The organism is Lentzea chajnantorensis (assembly GCF_054300775.1).
In genome coordinates this window covers 4,062,065-4,077,802 of the sequence record NZ_JBSDZT010000002.1, presented here as the reverse complement: position 1 = coordinate 4,077,802, position 15,738 = coordinate 4,062,065, and the positions used below count along the sequence as shown (strand labels likewise).

Sequence of the window (15,738 nt, the reverse complement as noted above, 5' to 3'; positions counted from 1 at the left end):
TTGATAGCTATCATCTGACAGCGAAGTTATCATGTGGCCGTGGACGAGGACCAGAAGGCGCGGTTGTTCGAGCTCGCCGACCTGATCGCGGCGGTCGGACGGCAGATCCACGCCGCCAAGGAGGTGCTGCACCGGGAACCGCTGACACCGGTGGAGATCGCCGCGATGCGGTTCATCGACCGCAACCCCGGCACGTCGGCGGGGGTGGCGGCGGAGGCCACCCACCAGATCTCCAGCAACTTCAGCCGGGCGTTGCGCAGCCTGGAGAAGAAGGGGCTCGTGCACCGCGAGGCGGACGCGGAGGACGCGCGGCGCGTGCGCCTCTACCCCACCGCCCGCGCGCAGGAGAACCTGCGGCGGTTGAGCGTGCTGTGGAGCGATCTGCTCGACGACGCGGTGTCCGATGAGGACGACGTGGAGTCGATGATCTCGACGCTGCGGCGGATCGAGGCGAAGCTCGGCGAGAAGGCCCGCGCCCGCGCCGGTCAGGGCGGTGGGGGCGAGCCGGGGTCAGGCTGACGGGCCGCCGAGGTGGCGGGCCGGGAAGCGGCCGGCAAGACACCGGCCGGGGACACGAGGGTGCCGCGGTGTTCCCAGGGCCACGGAAAGGCCCCACCTGGCCGTGGCCGGAACACCGCGGCGGACTCGTGCGACCCGGTCAGAGCTGGCCGGTACCGGGCGCGGTCTGGCCGGGCGCGGTCTGGCCGGGGCGGTCGACGTCACCGCGCCACGCACCGGTCTCGGCTCCCCCGCGCTCCTCGATGAAGGTCTTGAACCGGTCGAGGTCGCCCTGCACGCGGCGGTCGAGGACGCCGAGCTTGTCGGCGACGTTCTCGACGAAGCCCTCCGGGTCGATGTCCATCTGCACCGTCACGCGCGTGTGGCGGTCGTCAAGGCGGTGCACGGTCACCACACCGGCGTGGTCGGGGCCGCTGTCGGAGCGCCACGCGACCCGCTGGTCGGGGTGCTGCTCGGTGATCGTGGCGTCGAACTCGCGCTTCACGCCGGCGATGCTGACCGTCCAGTGCGTGTGGGTGTCGTCGAGCTGGTCGATCCGGTCGACGCCCTCCATGAACCGCGGGAACTCCGCGAACTGGGTCCACTGGTTGTAGACGCTGGTCACGTCCGCCTCGACGTCGACGGACTTGGTGATCGTGCTCATGCTCGGAACTCCCTGCGGTTGAGGTGAACGCGTTGGCGGACGCGGACGACCGGTGCGCGCGGTGATCAGCGGCGCAGGCCGAAGAACCCGCACAGCACCGCCCAGGTCACGGCGAACACCGCGACCTTGCGCCGTGCCGCGGGGTCGGGCAGCGTCAGGCCGAACACCGCCGCGTCCGAGAGGTCCGCAGCGACGCGCGTGGCCACGGCCGTGCGCAGCGGTCGCCCCGTAGGTGCGAGGACCATCGCCAGGCCGATCGCGGTGTCACGGGCCCCGATGGCGGCGACGAGCGTCCGCACCGGTCCCGGCACGTCATCTCCCCGCGTGGTCAGGCCCGTGGGCTTGGCCAAGATCCGCGGGGACACGATCAACGCGGCGCTGTACGCGGCGGTCACCGCACCCAGCACACGTGTCATGACCACACCGGCACCATCACGGGACATTCCCGTCTCCTCTCGACACGACCGGGTCATCCGCCGCTATAGCGATACCCGAGAAATCGACTCAGAAACGGTTCACCCTGGGATTCGCACCGATTCGGTGACGGTGCGGACGAACGACGCGAGCGCCGGCGACCGGTTGCCGGGCCGCCAGGCGAGCACCGTCGTGACTTCCGGCGCGTCCACGACGGGCACCGCCACGTGCTCCGGCCACTGCCACGCCCGGCTGGACGCGGGGATCACGAGCAGCGTCCTGCCGAGCGCCACGAGCTGCGCGAGCTTCGACTGGGTGCGCACCTCCGGCCCCGGACCGTCCGGATAGGACCCGTCCAGCCGCGGCCAGCGCGCGATCGGCAGGTCCGGCACGTGCTGGACCTCCGCGAGCGTGAGCTCCGCGCGGGCCGCGAGCGGGTGGGCGGCGGGCAGGATCGCGACCTGCCCCTCCACCACCAGGTCCTCGGTGTCGAACCCGGCCAGGTCGTCGTAGGGGCGGTGCATGAGCGCCACGTCCGCGCTGCCGTCGCGCAGCAGCCCGGCCTGCTCGCCGACCTCGCACAGCAGCACCTCGACCGGCACCGGTTCGGGGGCGCCGCCGACGGCGTCGAGCAGGCGCCGCAGCAGGTCGTGGGACGCGCCGGCCTTCGTCACGAGCACCAGCGGGCGCCGTTCGCCCGCGGCCTGGCGGGTGCGGCGCACGGCGGCCGAGACCGCGTCGAGGGCCAGGCGGGCCTCGTGCAGCAGCACGCGACCGGGTTCGGTGAGGGCCACGCCGCGGCGGTCGCGGTCGAGGAGCTGGACGCCCAGGCGGTGTTCGAGCTGCCGGATCGCGCGCGAGAGCGGCGGCTGGGCGATGCCGAGGCGGTCGGCGGCGCGACCGAAGTGCAGCTCCTCCGCGACTGCGACGAAGTAGCGCAGCTCGCGGGTCTCGACGTCGTGCACCCCGTCCAGCGTACGCGCGCTGATACCCGTGGAGTACCACGAGGTACTGGATCGATCTTGGACACCGTCCGCGGCGGCGCTGAGCATGGGTGGTGTGAACAAGAAGACCGCGCTGGTCACCGGCGCGAACAAGGGAATCGGTTTCGCCATCGCGCGCGGGCTCGGGACGATCGGGTTCCGGGTGGCGGTGGCTGCACGGGACAGCGCACGAGGCGAGGAAGCCGTTGCGCGCCTGGAAGATGAGGGCATCGACGCGTTCGGGGTGGCGCTGGACGTCACGTCCGGCGAGAGCGTCACCGTTGCGGCGAAGACGATCGAGCAGACCGCGGGCGGGCTCGACGTGCTCGTCAACAACGCGGGCATCGCCGGCCGCTTCGACGGTGGCGCGCAGAACCCGTCCACACTGGACCTCGATGTCATGCGGACCGTGCTGGACACCAACGTGTTCGGCGTCGTGCGCGTGACGAACGCGGTGCTGCCGCTGCTGCGCCGGGCCGAGTCGCCGCGGATCGTCAACATCTCCAGCACCATGGGCTCGCTGACGTTGCAGACCGGGCCGGTGCTGGCCGCCTACGCGCCGTCGAAGTCGATGCTCAACAGCATCACCGCGCAGTACGCGCGCGAGCTCGCCGGCACGAACGTCATCGTCAACGCCGTCTGTCCGGGTTACGTCGCGACGGACTTCACCGGGTTCAACGCACCGCGGACGCCCGAGCAGGGTGCGGCGATCGCGATCAGGCTCGCCACGCTGCCCGACGACGGACCGCGCGGCGGGTTCTTCGACGACGGAGGCCCCGTTCCCTGGTGACGCGCTGGGGCGGGTCGAGCGCCGCGCCCACCCCTGCCTCTACCGGCATCTGCAAGTACCACCAACTCAACATCAACAGGCTCGTAGCTACTACCAACAGCACCTCGGGCTCTCCGCGGACGCCGATCGGGTTCGGCGGGTGACAACGGTGAGGACGGCGGTCAAGGCCTTGCGATCAAGTCGGAGACCCCCGGGGTGAAGGCACTGCCGGCGTTCAGGGAGAGGCTGGTGCGGTGACCGGGCCGAACCAGCGGGCCAGGTGCGCGTCGAGGTTGTGCTGGTCCTCCCCCGCCCACGCCACGTGCCCGTCGGGACGCAGCAGCACGCACGGCGCGTCCACGTCCACGGAGGGATCGGCGAGGAGGTCGACCCGGTCCGCCCAGCCGCCGACGCCGAGGCGCCCGGTGCGGTCGAGCAGCAGGCCGCGGCCGCGGTGCAGCCGGTCGTAGAGCCGGCCCTGTGCCACGTCGAGGTCGCGCAGCCGCCGGCCGACCAGGTCGTGACCCCCTCCGAGGTCGTAGCGCAGGCCGATCGCCGTGGTCTTCTCGGTCAGGTGGAGGTTGACCACGTCGAAGTCCATCAGCTCGGTGAGCAGCCGGCGCAACGCCCGCGCGCCCGGTTCGGGGGACGCCAGCAGCACCTGGGCGCGGGTGCTGTCCAGGACGTCCGCGGCGACCGGGTGCCGTTCGGAGTGGTAGGTGTCCAGCAGCCCCTCCGGTGCCTGGCCGCGGACCTGCGCGGCGAGCTTCCAGCCGAGGTTGACCGCGTCCTGCACGCCCAGGTTGAGGCCCTGGCCACCGGCGGGCGGGTGGACGTGCGCCGCGTCGCCGGCCAGCAGCACCCGCCCGACCCGGTAGCGCTCGGCGAGCCGGGTGGCGTCGCCGAAGCGGGACAGCCAGCGCGGTGAGTGCACGCCGAAGTCGGTGCCGGCGATGGCCAGCAGCGCCTGCCGGAAGTCGTCGAGCACCGGCGGTTCGCTGCGGTCGCTGACGTGCGGGGCGGGGACGACGACGCGGTGGACGCCGTCGCCGAACGGGTTGACGTCGAAGAACCGGCAGGTCCGCCTGACCTCGGCCACCTTGGCGTCGATCTCGTCCTGCGGGGCGCTCACCGCCAGCGCGCCCATCAGCGTGTCGTTGCGCGAGGGCTCGCCGGGGAAGCCGACACCGAGCAGCTTGCGGACCGTGCTGCGCGCGCCGTCGCAGCCGACGAGGTAGCGGGCGCGCAGCCGTTCGCCGTCGGCCAGCTCGACGGTGACGCCGTCGTCGTCCTGGTCGAGTCCGGTGACCGCGCAGCCGCGCCGGACCAGGGCACCCAGGTCGGCCGCGTGCCGTTCGAGGACGTCGACGACGACCGGTTGCGGCATGCCCAGCAGGTAGGGGTGCGCGGTGTCGAGGCCGGCGGGTGCCGGCTTGTCGATGGCGGCGAAGAACGCGGAGGCCGGCCGGCGGCGGCCGCGGTCGAGGAGGCGGTCGAGCAGGCCTCGCATGGCCATCAGTTCGAGGGTGCGGGCGTGCAGGCCGACGATGCGGACGACCGAGGCGGGTTCGGTGTCGCGTTCCAGGACGAGCACGCGCACGTCGTGCAGGCGGAGCTCGGCGGCCAGCACGGCGCCGGTCGGACCGCAGCCGGCGATGATCACGTCGGGGTGGTCGGTGGGATGGCCGGTGGGATGCATCAGTGGGGCCTTTCGGGAGTGGCTCGGTGGTCGAGGCGCTCCCGGCGACACCTGCGTCAGTCGCCCGGCCGTGACGGGAGGGAGAGCGCCCACGGCGTTGCGGTCATGGGTCTCACCTCCTCGGTCAGCGTCACGTTCGCCGGGAAGCTACAAGCCCGGCGCGTTCTCCGTCCACCGCTTTTGCCGCGGGTGGCGTTCGGCAAGGCCCGCCTGAAGTTCCTCGTCCTGATCCGCTGACACTCGTCAGGGCGAACGGACCGGCGACACCCACGGTATTAAACCGTCCAGCCGGTACAATAAGTCCGTGACTCCTGAGAACACCCCTGCGGCGGCGACGGTGCCAACTCTCTATCGCCGCAGGTGGGCGGCGTTGGCGGTGCTGGTCGGCTCGATGTTGCTGCTGGCGATCGACGGCACGGTGCTGTACTTGGCCGTGCCGTCGCTGACCGCCGACCTGGCCCCGAGCTCGACGCAGGTCCTGTGGATCGGCGACGTCTACGCGCTCGCGCTGGCAGGTCTGCTGGTGACGACGGGCACCCTGGCCGACCGGCTCGGGCGCAAGCGGGTGCTGCTGGCGGGCACCGCGGCGTTCGGTGCGGCGTCGGCGCTGGCGGCGTTCGCGCCGGACGCGGAGATGCTGATCGCGGCACGGCTGCTGCTGGGCGTGGCGGGCGCGACGATCATGCCGTCGACGCTGTCGATCATCCGGAACATGTTCCCCGACCAGGCCGAACGCACCAGGGCGATCGCGATCTGGTCGGCGGCCTCCGCCGGCGGGATGGCGCTGGGGCCGCTGGTCGGCGGGGTGTTGCTGGAGCACTTCTGGTGGGGCTCGGTGTTCCTGATCAACGTGCCGGTGGTGCTGGTGTTCCTGGTGGCGGGCGCGGTGCTGCTGCCGGAGTCGCGCGACCCGCGGCCCGGCCGGTTCGACCTGCTGTCCGCCGCGCTGTCGATGGCCGCGGTCGTACCGCTGGTGTACGCGGTCAAGCACGCCATCGGCTCCGGGGTGGACCTCGCCGCGGTGCTGACCGCGGCGGCCGGGGTGACCGCGGGCGTGCTGTTCGTCCGCCGCCAGCGGCGGCTGGAGACGCCGCTGATCGACGTGGGGCTGTTCGGGAACAGGGCGTTCAGCGGAGCGGTGCTGGCCAACTTCGTCGCGATCTTCGCGCTCATGGGCGTGCTGTTCTTCTTCTCCCAGTACCTGCAGCTCGTGCGCGGCCTGCGCCCGCTCGCCGCCGGGCTGGTCGAGCTGCCCACGACGGTCGCGTCCATCCTGGCCGTGGCGGTGGTCGGGGTGCTGGTGGCACGGCTGGGCACCGGCCGTGCCGTCGCGGCGGGCCTGCTGTTCGCCGCGCTCGGCCTGGCGCTCGTCGCCGTCGCCGAGAGCTCCGACCACGTCCTGTGGCTGGCGGCGGCGCTGGTCCCGCTGGGGCTGGGCATCGGCGTGGCGATGACGCTCACCACCGACGCCGTGGTCTCCGCGGTGCCGTCCGAACGCGCCGGTGCGGCCTCGGCCATCTCCGAGACGGCCTTCGAGCTGGGCGGCGCGCTCGGCATCGCGTTGCTCGGCTCGACGGTGAGCCTGGTCTACCGGGCGGCGCTGGAGCTGCCCGCGGGCCTGACCGGCACGGCACGGGCGGCCGTGGAGGACTCGCTGGCGGCGGCCGTCAACACCGTCCGTGACAACGCGGGCGTGCTGGAGGCGGCACGGGTGGCGTTCACCACCGCCATGCAGGTCACGTCCGTCGTCGCCGCGGCGACCACGGTGATCGCCGCCCTCATCGCCTGGCGCACGATCCCCTCCGGTAGGAAGAGCGGCACCACCACGGCCCCGATCGAGGAGTAGTCCATGCCGCGTGTAGCCGGGCGCACCCCCGAGGACACCCGCCGCGCGCTGCTGGACGCCGCGGGCGTGTGCATCCGCGCCCGCGGCACCTCCGCCACCCTCGACCACATCGCGCGGGAGGCGGGCGTGTCCAAGGGCGGTCTCCTGCACCACTTCGCCACCAAGGACGACCTGGTGCGGGCCCTGGCCCAGGACCTGTTCGACCGGTTCCGCGCCGACGTCCTCGCCGCCGTGGACCCCGCCGACACCGGGCCGGGCCGCCTCACCCGCGCCTACGTCCGGGTCAGCGCCGCCTTCTCGCAGGACCCCGGCAACTTCCGCGACCTGGTGCCGCTGCTCAGCCACCTGGTCGCGATCCCGGAGATCATCGACCTCGCTCGCGACGACACCCTGCGCTGGCACGGCGACCTCGCGGCCGACGGCCTCCCGCCGCACGTCACCGCACTGGTCATGGCCGCGGCCGACGGGATCAGCGCCATCCCGACCTGGCACCACCACCCCGACCGGCAGCCGCTGGTCGACCTCGAGGCCCTCCTGCTGAGCCTCACCACGCCCGGCCCAGCCTGGGAGCACCTCGCCCCGGCGTGAGCGACGGCTCAGGCGACCTCTTCCAGCTCCCGCGGTTCCGCCGCTGCCTTGCCGCGGCGGCGCAGCACGACGACCGCGCCGACCACCACCGCGATGCCCAGCAGCACCCACATCGCGCCGTTGAAGACGGACTCGACGTACTTCGCGGAGGCACCCGCCGCCGAGCCGATGCCGATGTGCAGCGCCGACCAGCACGCCGCACCGGCGACCGAGGCAGGCAGGAACCTGCGGTACTCCAGCTTCGACGCACCCGCCGACGCCGGCACGAGCGTCCGCACGACGGGCATGAACCGGGCGACGAACACCGCCCACGCCCCGCGCCGCCGCAGCAGGTCGCTCGCCTTGTCCCAGTGCTGCCGCCCGATCCTGCGGACCAGCCGGCTGTCGCGCAGCCGGTCGCCGTAGCGGCGCCCGAGGTAGTAGCCGATGCTGTCGCCCGCCACCGCGCACACCGTGACCACCAGCCACATCACCGCGAACCGGGGCACGCTCGTCACCGTCGTCGAGGCGAGCAGCAACGCGGTCTCCCCCGGCGCGAGGAACCCCACGCCGAGCGTGCACTCGGCCAGCGTGAGCGCACCGGTCACCGCCAGCACGGCGGGCTGCGGCAGACCGGCCAGGCCTTCGAGGGCGTCGGTCAAGAAGGCCATGAACTCTCCCGCGGCAGGCGTCGGCGCGGTGGCTCGACGGTGGACTTGCGGACAGTTCACCGGAGCAGCCGCTGCGCGCACATCGGTCCGCGGTCTGAAGAGCGGTACACCTCAGGGGGTAAGGGGACCCCCGAGTGGTGGGGGACGTCCCCGTCAGGTGGATGCCCCGGAACGATCGTTCGCCTCCGAACCGGAGCGCCGGTCAGTAGGCTGGGCGTGCTGTGAGAGGAGCGCGATGAGCTACTCCACCCCGTTCCGGCGCGACGACGGTTTCCACCGCGAGAAGCGGCAGGAGGACACGTCGGTGGTCGCCCAGGCGCGGCAGGCGGCGGAGCAGCTCCCCGCACCTCCCGCGGACGACAGGGTCGTCGCACGACCGCTGCGGCAGAAGGAGGAGCCGGCTGCCGCTGCGCCGCCCGTGCTCGAACTGCTGCTGCACCACGAGGAAGAGCGCGCGGCGGCGCGGGCCTCCGGTGACCTGCGGCTCGCGGCCACCGCGCTCGTCGGGGTCGTCCAAGACCTGGACGTGTTGCTGGACAGCGTGGAGGACCACCTGCGCCAGACCTCCCGCCGCAGGTCGCGGCAACGGGTGCGGGAGGCCATGCCGCACCTCGTGGCGATCTCCGCGATCTCCGCGCTGCCCTGGGCGGAGGTGGGCGAGTTCCTCGACCTGCCACCCGACCGGGTCGCGGCCGTGCTGGACTCGCTGGCCCGGCACGGTGGCATCAGTCCCGCCCAGCGGCAGCGGGCGCTGGAGCAGATCAGGTGGCTGCGCGGCCAGTTGCGGCAGGTGGTGGCCACCCGGGACCACTCGTTGCTCGACCGGCTGCTGGCGTTCGTGTCGAAGTTCGTCCTGCTCGGGTTCGTCGTCCTCGCCTCGGCGGCCTCGGGCGCGTTCGCCGTGAGCGAGTCGGTGCTCAAGGAGGTCGTCAAGACGGGGGTCGTCGCGCTGGTCGCCGCCGCCTTGCAGATGAGCGTGGACCACGTGCTGGGAAAACGCACCAGGCAGGGCCGGCACAGCGCTGTCCGGGACGAGCACGCCGCGCTGGTCTCGGAACTGTCCGCGGCGGAGAGCCTGTGGGAGGCACCCGCGTACGACGGGGAGCACGCGGTCGTGCGCACGCGGGTGGCGGTGCGCATGTGCGCTGTGCGGGTTGCGTCGATTCCGTTGGAGTGGCGGGAGAAGTGGCGCTACTGGGACCTGCTCGACGAGCTCACCGCGGCGCTGGCCGAGGACACGCCGGACCGCCTTCGGGTCGGGCTGAGGAGGATCACCGCGCTGAGCCCACCGGCGTGACGCCCTACTCCGCCGCAGGCTGACCGTCGGCCTCCAGCCACGGCACGACCGCTTGGACGAAACCGTCGGGATTGGTCATGGGCCGTCCGTTCAGGCACGCCACGAGGTGGCCGACGCCGAGCAGCGCGTCCCAGGTGCGGGCCCGGTGGTAGGTCTGCGCGGACACGGCCCTGCGCACGGTGTCCCAGCCGTGCCAGGCCATCAGCGCCGCGTCGATCGCGGGGTCGGCGGGCATGGCGGTGTCCCAGTCGAGGACACCGAGGAGCTTGCCGTCGGCCGACCAGTGCACGTTGCCGCCGCCGAGGTCGCCGTGCACCAAGGCGTCGGGGACGGGGTCGAGGGCCAGCGCGGCGTCCAGGCGGCGCAAGACCTCGGCCTGCCAGCGCCGAGGCAGGCGGGGCACGACGTCGGTGCCGATGACGTCCGACCAGTGCCTGCCTTCGGCGCGGCCGTCGACCGCGGCCAGCAGGCCGGCGTCGAGCGGTACGGAGCGGACGGCCTCCAGCACCTCGGCGACCTGGGCGGGTGAGCCCTCGCCCTTCGGCAGCGGAGTGCCGTCGAGCCACGACACGGCGACCGCGGTCCGGTCACCGAACGGGGTGACCGGCGTCAGCGGCACCGGGACCTGGAACGGCAGGTCGGCGGCGGCCAGCGCGTGCAGCACGGCGACGCGCCGGGGCATGGTGGCCGCGGCCAGCGGACGCTTGCTGACGCGGACGGCGGCGGTGCCGGGGACCAGCAGCACGCGGTGGACGTTGCCCTCGGTCGCGAGGACGGCCCGGTCGAGGTTGACGCCGGGCAGCAGGGCGGCGGCGATCTCCAGCAGGTCGTCCACGACGGGTGTCCTCCGGGCTCGGGTGTGGATCTTCGACGGTAACCGGTGCACCCGCTGGCGCGAAGCCGAGTCGTTCGGCGGGCAGCGGGTACCCGCAGTCGTCCGGCCGACCAGGACGAGCCGAGGAGATGCCCACGATGCGCCTGATGCGGGCGGGGAACGTGCCAGTGCGCGAGGTCGTGCTCGGGTTGCGGGAGAAGAGCCTCAACTACGACCCGGCCGAGATCCGGGCGTCCACCTGGCACTTCGACCACCACCGGTTCGTGCTCGGGCAGGACCCGGCGGGACGGCCGGAGGAGGGGTCGCTGTGGTGGCACGCCTGCCGCGAGCTGGGTGCGTACACGTTCACGCCGAAGAAGCTCCTGCGCGCCCACTACGTGCCCGAGGAGCCGCTGCTCGGGCGCAACCTGCTGCTCGTGGGCCGGTTCGCGTTCGCCCGGTTCCTGATGGGTGTGCGGATCACCGAGACGGCGTTCGACGAGGACGGTGTGCGGTACAGCTGGGGCTGGAGCTACGAGACGCTGCAGGGGCACCTCGAACGGGGACGGGTCGACTACCGCGTGGTCAAGCACCTGGAGTCCGGTGTGGTCACCCTGGAGGTGAACAGCTACAACCAGGTGAACCCGCGGGCGCACCCGCTGGTGCGGCTGGGGTGGGCGGTGTTCGGCCGGGGCGCGCAGCACCGGTTCTACACGGCGGTCGGCGCGAACCTGCGGGAGCTGGCCGAACGGGCCCGTGAGACCGGGGTGAGCCCGGCCGTGAGCGGGGAGGGCCTGGTGGAGGTGCCGGTCGAGAGCGGGCCGGAGTCGTCCTGGGCGGTCGCCGTGCTGGACGGCGCGCGGGACTCGCACCCGGACGGGGTGACGGCGCATACCGGGAAATCGCACGGGTACACGCCGTAGGACGGAAGTGGACGCCGGAGCGGATCAAGGTCGATCGTGAAGGTCGTGATCACCGGTGCGTCGGGGAACGTGGGCACCGGGCTGGTGCGCGCGTTGGCCGCCGACAGCACCCACCACGAGGTGATCGGCGTCTGCCGCCGGCCACCGGATGCCGTCGCACCCTACGCCGCGGTCCGCTGGGTGGAGTGCGACCTGGCCGACGACTCGGCGCCGGACGTGCTGGAGGAGGCGATGCGCGGGGCCAACGCCGTCGTGCACCTGGCGTGGATGTTCCAGCCGGTGCGCGATGGCGAACGCTTGCAGCGCACCAATTTCAAAGGCACCACAGCGGTGCTCAGGGCGGCGCGGCGGGCCGGTGTGCGGCAGGTCGTGCACGGGTCCTCGATCGCGGCCTACGCGCCCGCGCCGGCACCGGTGGACGAAAGTGCCGCCACGACGGGCATTCCCGGCTCCAGCTACGGTGCGGGGAAGTCCGAAGTGGAGAGCGAGGTCGCGCGGTTCGCGCAGGAGAACCCGGACATCGCGGTGGCACTCGTGCGGCCGGCACTGGTGGCGCAGGCCGGTGCGTCGGCGAGCTTCCTGGCGCTGTTCCTCGACCCGGTCGTGCCGCGGCAGCTGTTCGGGTTGCTGCGCAGGGGGAAGCTGCCGTTGCTGCCGCTGCCGTCCTCGCTGCGGGTGCAGCTGGTGGACGCCGACGACGTGGGTGACGCGATCGTGCGGATTCTGAAGACCCGTGCCCGCGGGCCGTTCAACATCGCCGCCGACACCCTCGACGTCACCGACCTGGCTTCCACCGCCGGTGCGCGCGCTGTGCCGGTGCGGCCGGGCATCGCTCGTGCACTGGTGAGCCTGCTGTGGCGGCTGCGGGTGCTGCGGATGTCGCCGGGCTGGTTCGACGTCGGCACGCGTTCGCCGCTCGTCGACACCGCACGGGCGCGCACCGAGCTCGGGTGGGTGCCGCGCAAGTCCAGCGCGGCCTGTGCGCGGGAGCAGCTCGCGGGGCTCGCGGAGGCGACGGCGCTGCCGAGTCCGGCGTTGCGCCGCGACCGGTTCAAGACGGAGTCCCCGGTTTCCTGACCTGGCGTTGGGGGATGTGGTAACGCGCAGGCCGGCGTGGTTCCTGGTGGCCGCCGTCGTCGCCGGCACGCTGTCGGGGGTCGTCACCCGCAGGCGGTAGCGCACGGCTCCGCGGGGTCCCACCTGGTACGAACGGCGCTACTATCCGGTTCGGTGGATCACAGCCACCTCCGGTGGCGCCGACAGGGAGTGGCCGAACATGGGAAGACCCGAGGAGCCCGGCGCAGGCGGCGAGCAGGAGTCGCTGCTCGTCGGCCGGCCCGGCACGCTGGAACGGCTGGACGAGGCCACCGTCGCGCTGGAGGCGCTGCGCGACGTCTTCGCGCTCGCCGAGCCGCTCGGCGCCGTCCTCGACCGCGTGGCGCACAGCGCCGTCCAGGCCTTCCACGACGCCGACGGCGTCACGATCACCGTGGTGACCGACAGCGGCAGCCACACCGAGGCCGCGACCGACGAGCACCTCGCCGAGATCGACCAGGCCCAGTACGCCGCCGGACGCGGTCCGTGCCTGCAGGCCGCGCACGCCCGTGAGACCGTCCGCGCGGTGGTGGGTGAGCACGAGCAGGTGTGGCCGGAGTTCGAGGAGGCGGCGCACCGCCTGGGCATCAGCGCCCACCTGGCCGTGCCGATGCTGGTGACGAGCACGAACGGCGACGAGCTGCTCGGCTCGCTGAACATCTACAGCGCCACGGCGAGCGCGTTCGACCCGTTCGACGAAGGGGTGGTGCGGCTGTTCACCACCGCAGCGTGCGCGGCGATCACCAACGCCCGGCTGTGGCACGACACCCGTTCCAGGGTCACGCAGCTGGAGACGGCGCTGTTCTCCCGCGCCGAGATCGACCAGGCCAAGGGCATGCTGATGGCGTTGCACGGGTGCAGTGCGGACGAGGCGTTCGCGTTGCTGGTGAAGCGTTCCCAGGAGCAGAACACCAAGCTGCGCGAGGTCGTGCACGAGCTGCTCAGCTCCGTCCGCAAGGCCTGACCGGGTTTCCCGGTGCTGCCCGCGTTCACCGAGGCCGGGTACCGCACGCTCACGCAGGACCTGCCCGGTCACGGCGCACGGTCCACAGAGGACCTCTCGGTCACCGGTGCTGCGCGTCGCGGGTGCTGCTGTGGCTGGTGCCGGCGTGGTTGCTGCGCAAGCGCATGGCCGCTCACAGCACGCGCACCACCACCGCCCACGACCACGCGCGCCGCTCGGCGACACCGTCAGTCGCGCACCGGCACCTCGCGGCGCAGGACAACGTCGGACGGCGCCATGACGTGCCTGGCGTTGAGCGACCCGAACAGGGTGGCGAGCGGCTTGACCGCGGCGACCAGCCGCAGCACCGGCGCCGGCCCGTCGAGCCCGCGCCGCAACCGCTTGGCGCTGCTCTGCTCGATGCGCACCTGCCGTTCCTGCTCGGCCTGCACCGGCGGCCGCCGCCGCGCCTCCACCTCGGCGCAGGCCGCGTCGAGCTCGGCGTCGGTCCCGCCGTCGAGCAGCACTGGCACGACCTGGTTCGCGGTCTCGGCGGCGTCGCAGATGGCGAAGTTGATGCCGTTGCCCCCGACCGGTGAGATGACGTGCGCCGCGTCGCCGATGAGCAGCACCCCCGGCCGGTACCAGCGGTCGACCGCCGTGATCCGGACCGGCAGCAGCGTGAACTCCCCCGGATCGGCGACGGCGTCGACCCGGTCGCCCAGCCACGGCAGGCTCTCCCGCAACGCCGCCACGACCGGCCCGGCCCCCTCCTCGCGGAACCGGGGGAACGAGCCGGCCTCGATGGTGAACCCGACCTGCCACCGGTCGAGCTGGTTGAGCACGGCGATGGTGCCCAGCCGGTGCCCGAACAGCTGCAACCCCGACAACGCCGGATCGCCGCCGCGGCGCGGGAACTCCCGCCACAGCAGGTCGAGGCTCGCCCCCAGCTCGGTGGTCCGCGCCTCGGCGAGCACCCGCACCCTGGAGTTGCGCCCGTCGGCGGCCACCACGAGCCGGGCCCGCAGCTCGTGCCGTCCGTCGGCGTCGGCGTACTGCACACCGCACACGCGTCCGGTGTCGTCACGCAGCAGCTGGCTCACTTTGGCCTGCATGCGCACCTCGAAGCCGTCGTAGGCGCTCGCGAGCCCGACCATGTGCGGCAGGAACAACGCCTGCGGGATCAGCGCGTAGTACGGGTACTTGGCGCTGGTCTTGTCGTAGCGGGCAATCGTGTACGTCTTCTTCGCCGTGTGCCAGTCGAACGTGCGGGCCGTGGTGTGCGGGATGGTCCGCAGCAGCTCGTCGGCCAGCCCGAGCTCGTCGAGGTAGTCGAGCACCGCCGGGGCGAGCGTGTCGCCGCGGAACCGGCGGTTGAAGTCCTTCTTCGCCTCCAGCAGCACAACCCTCAGCCCGGCGCGGGCCAGCAGGTAGGCGAGCACCACACCGGCCGGCCCACCGCCGGCGACGACGCAGTCGGTTGCGCGTTGTTCGACCATCGAAAGCTCCCGTGGCTGACTACCTGCGGAATCTGGTGAGGTGGGCTCAGGCCTGCATGACGGGCGGAGGTAACGACGCATGCCGTGCCTCCGATCCAGATCGAGCCAGGCGAATCCGAGCGAGAGCGGAGTGGCCCGTTGAGCGCTGCCGAACCCGAGGAACCGAACCGCACCGGGACATCTCCCCAGCAGCACGCGCGACAAGTCACCGGGAACAACTTCTCCGGCACGAACTACGGGACCGCGCTGCAGGCCGGCGTCGTCCACGGCGGCATCAACGTTCAACCCGAGTCGTGCCAGTGCGGCATCAGAGCGATCGGGGCGTGCGTTCGGTGCCGAAGACCCCTGTGCAGCCGCCATGCTCCGATCTACGCGGACCCGTTGCTGTGCACCTCGTGCGCCGTCGCGGACAGCGAAGAGCGGAAAGCGGCCGCGCCCGCGCTGGAAGCGGCTCGCAAGCTGCAGGAACAGGAACGACAGCGGCAGTACCTGGCACTTCCGCTGATGGACCCGCTGGCCCTCGCCACCTGGCTCACGACTCGTCCGGGCCTGGACGGCGAGACACTCGTGATGCGGCCTGGGCCGGTCGACGGTGCGCGCTTGCTCAGAGCGCTCCAGATCACGCGCATACCGCCGCGAACGCGCCCCAACAACGACGGCTCCTGGTGGGACCGGCGCCGGAACCCGGTGATCACCCTCGGATGGCCGGTGCGCGACGAGCACAAGAGCTTCAACGAGACCTCGGGCTGGAGCGAGAAGAGGTACCTCCAGCCCGACGGTCGCACGCTCGTCGAGCGGTGGGGGATGCGGACCTCGCTTCCGACCGACGACGAACTCCTGCCGTCCTCCCACCTGTACGAGCACGACGACCTGTTCCAGGCGCGGATGATCCTCCACAGGTGGAAGGACCACTACCCCGGCGGCGCGACCCTGTTGCCGGAGGTCTGACCGCCGCAGGTACGCCACCGCCACCACGTCGACCCTCACCGCACGCCCCCCGAGCGCCGCCCTCGGCTCGGATCTGGTGCGTGGAGGGACCGCCTGGCTGGTGGAGCG

The 15,738-nt window shown here is 72.5% G+C and carries 16 protein-coding genes; 9 read left to right on the top strand and 7 right to left on the bottom strand.

Annotated features, from left to right (window positions below):
- Positions 1 to 39: 39 nt before the first annotated feature.
- Positions 40 to 519, top strand: coding sequence for a MarR family winged helix-turn-helix transcriptional regulator (locus tag ACVDFE_RS20645; RefSeq protein WP_360393073.1), 480 nt, complete (start codon positions 40 to 42; stop codon positions 517 to 519).
- 139 nt (positions 520 to 658) lie between these two features.
- On the opposite strand, the gene ACVDFE_RS20640 is transcribed toward ACVDFE_RS20645, so the two are convergent.
- The 3 genes from ACVDFE_RS20640 to ACVDFE_RS20630 form a co-directional block, all read right to left on the bottom strand.
- Positions 659 to 1,162 carry an SRPBCC family protein gene (locus tag ACVDFE_RS20640; RefSeq protein ID WP_458431483.1) on the bottom strand — a complete coding sequence of 168 codons (504 nt, stop codon included), beginning with the start codon at positions 1,160 to 1,162 and terminating at the stop codon, positions 659 to 661.
- 65 nt (positions 1,163 to 1,227) lie between these two features.
- On the bottom strand, positions 1,228 to 1,578 hold the full coding sequence (locus ACVDFE_RS20635) for a hypothetical protein (RefSeq protein WP_458431482.1): 351 nt from the start codon (positions 1,576 to 1,578) through the stop codon (positions 1,228 to 1,230).
- Positions 1,579 to 1,677: 99 nt separating this feature from the next.
- The gene (locus ACVDFE_RS20630) at positions 1,678 to 2,541 is read right to left on the bottom strand and encodes a LysR family transcriptional regulator (RefSeq protein WP_458431481.1); all 864 of its coding nucleotides are present in this window, start codon (positions 2,539 to 2,541) and stop codon (positions 1,678 to 1,680) included.
- An 85-nt stretch (positions 2,542 to 2,626) separates the two neighbouring features.
- Between ACVDFE_RS20630 and ACVDFE_RS20625 the strand changes: the two genes are divergently transcribed.
- Positions 2,627 to 3,349, top strand: coding sequence for an SDR family oxidoreductase (locus tag ACVDFE_RS20625; protein ID WP_458431480.1), 723 nt, complete (start codon positions 2,627 to 2,629; stop codon positions 3,347 to 3,349).
- A 214-nt stretch (positions 3,350 to 3,563) separates the two neighbouring features.
- On the opposite strand, the gene ACVDFE_RS20620 is transcribed toward ACVDFE_RS20625, so the two are convergent.
- Positions 3,564 to 5,027, bottom strand: a complete 1,464-nt coding sequence (locus tag ACVDFE_RS20620; RefSeq protein ID WP_458431479.1) for an FAD-dependent monooxygenase — start codon at positions 5,025 to 5,027, stop codon at positions 3,564 to 3,566.
- Positions 5,028 to 5,418: 391 nt separating this feature from the next.
- On the opposite strand from ACVDFE_RS20620, the gene ACVDFE_RS20615 reads away from it, so the two are divergent.
- Positions 5,419 to 6,873: an MFS transporter gene (locus ACVDFE_RS20615; RefSeq protein WP_458434367.1), complete on the top strand. Its 1,455-nt coding sequence runs from the start codon at positions 5,419 to 5,421 to the stop codon at positions 6,871 to 6,873.
- Between the two features lie 3 nt (positions 6,874 to 6,876).
- The gene (locus tag ACVDFE_RS20610) at positions 6,877 to 7,461 is read left to right on the top strand and encodes a TetR/AcrR family transcriptional regulator (RefSeq protein WP_360393053.1); all 585 of its coding nucleotides are present in this window, start codon (positions 6,877 to 6,879) and stop codon (positions 7,459 to 7,461) included.
- A gap of 8 nt (positions 7,462 to 7,469) precedes the next feature.
- Here ACVDFE_RS20610 and ACVDFE_RS20605 read toward each other — a convergent pair whose 3' ends face one another.
- Positions 7,470 to 8,111 (bottom strand): DedA family protein, encoded by a 642-nt coding sequence (locus ACVDFE_RS20605; RefSeq protein ID WP_458431478.1) that lies wholly within the window; start codon positions 8,109 to 8,111, stop codon positions 7,470 to 7,472.
- A 235-nt stretch (positions 8,112 to 8,346) separates the two neighbouring features.
- On the opposite strand from ACVDFE_RS20605, the gene ACVDFE_RS20600 reads away from it, so the two are divergent.
- Entirely contained in the window at positions 8,347 to 9,408 is a 1,062-nt protein-coding gene (locus tag ACVDFE_RS20600; protein WP_458431477.1) for a hypothetical protein, read from the top strand.
- Between the two features lie 4 nt (positions 9,409 to 9,412).
- On the opposite strand, the gene ACVDFE_RS20595 is transcribed toward ACVDFE_RS20600, so the two are convergent.
- Positions 9,413 to 10,243, bottom strand: a complete 831-nt coding sequence (locus ACVDFE_RS20595) for a phosphotransferase family protein (protein ID WP_458431476.1) — start codon at positions 10,241 to 10,243, stop codon at positions 9,413 to 9,415.
- Between the two features lie 128 nt (positions 10,244 to 10,371).
- On the opposite strand from ACVDFE_RS20595, the gene ACVDFE_RS20590 reads away from it, so the two are divergent.
- The 3 genes from ACVDFE_RS20590 (at position 10,372) to ACVDFE_RS20580 (ending at position 13,204) form a co-directional block, all read left to right on the top strand.
- Positions 10,372 to 11,145, top strand: a complete 774-nt coding sequence (locus tag ACVDFE_RS20590; RefSeq protein ID WP_458431475.1) for a DUF1990 family protein — start codon at positions 10,372 to 10,374, stop codon at positions 11,143 to 11,145.
- A 36-nt stretch (positions 11,146 to 11,181) separates the two neighbouring features.
- Positions 11,182 to 12,222: an NAD-dependent epimerase/dehydratase family protein gene (locus ACVDFE_RS20585; protein ID WP_458431474.1), complete on the top strand. Its 1,041-nt coding sequence runs from the start codon at positions 11,182 to 11,184 to the stop codon at positions 12,220 to 12,222.
- A gap of 199 nt (positions 12,223 to 12,421) precedes the next feature.
- Positions 12,422 to 13,204 carry an ANTAR domain-containing response regulator gene (locus tag ACVDFE_RS20580; protein WP_360393037.1) on the top strand — a complete coding sequence of 261 codons (783 nt, stop codon included), beginning with the start codon at positions 12,422 to 12,424 and terminating at the stop codon, positions 13,202 to 13,204.
- Between the two features lie 227 nt (positions 13,205 to 13,431).
- On the opposite strand, the gene ACVDFE_RS20575 is transcribed toward ACVDFE_RS20580, so the two are convergent.
- The gene (locus ACVDFE_RS20575) at positions 13,432 to 14,682 is read right to left on the bottom strand and encodes an FAD-dependent monooxygenase (RefSeq protein WP_458431473.1); all 1,251 of its coding nucleotides are present in this window, start codon (positions 14,680 to 14,682) and stop codon (positions 13,432 to 13,434) included.
- A gap of 138 nt (positions 14,683 to 14,820) precedes the next feature.
- Here ACVDFE_RS20575 and ACVDFE_RS20570 point away from each other — a divergent pair, with 138 nt between their 5' ends.
- On the top strand, positions 14,821 to 15,630 hold the full coding sequence (locus tag ACVDFE_RS20570; protein ID WP_458431472.1) for a hypothetical protein: 810 nt from the start codon (positions 14,821 to 14,823) through the stop codon (positions 15,628 to 15,630).
- Positions 15,631 to 15,738 lie beyond the last annotated feature (108 nt).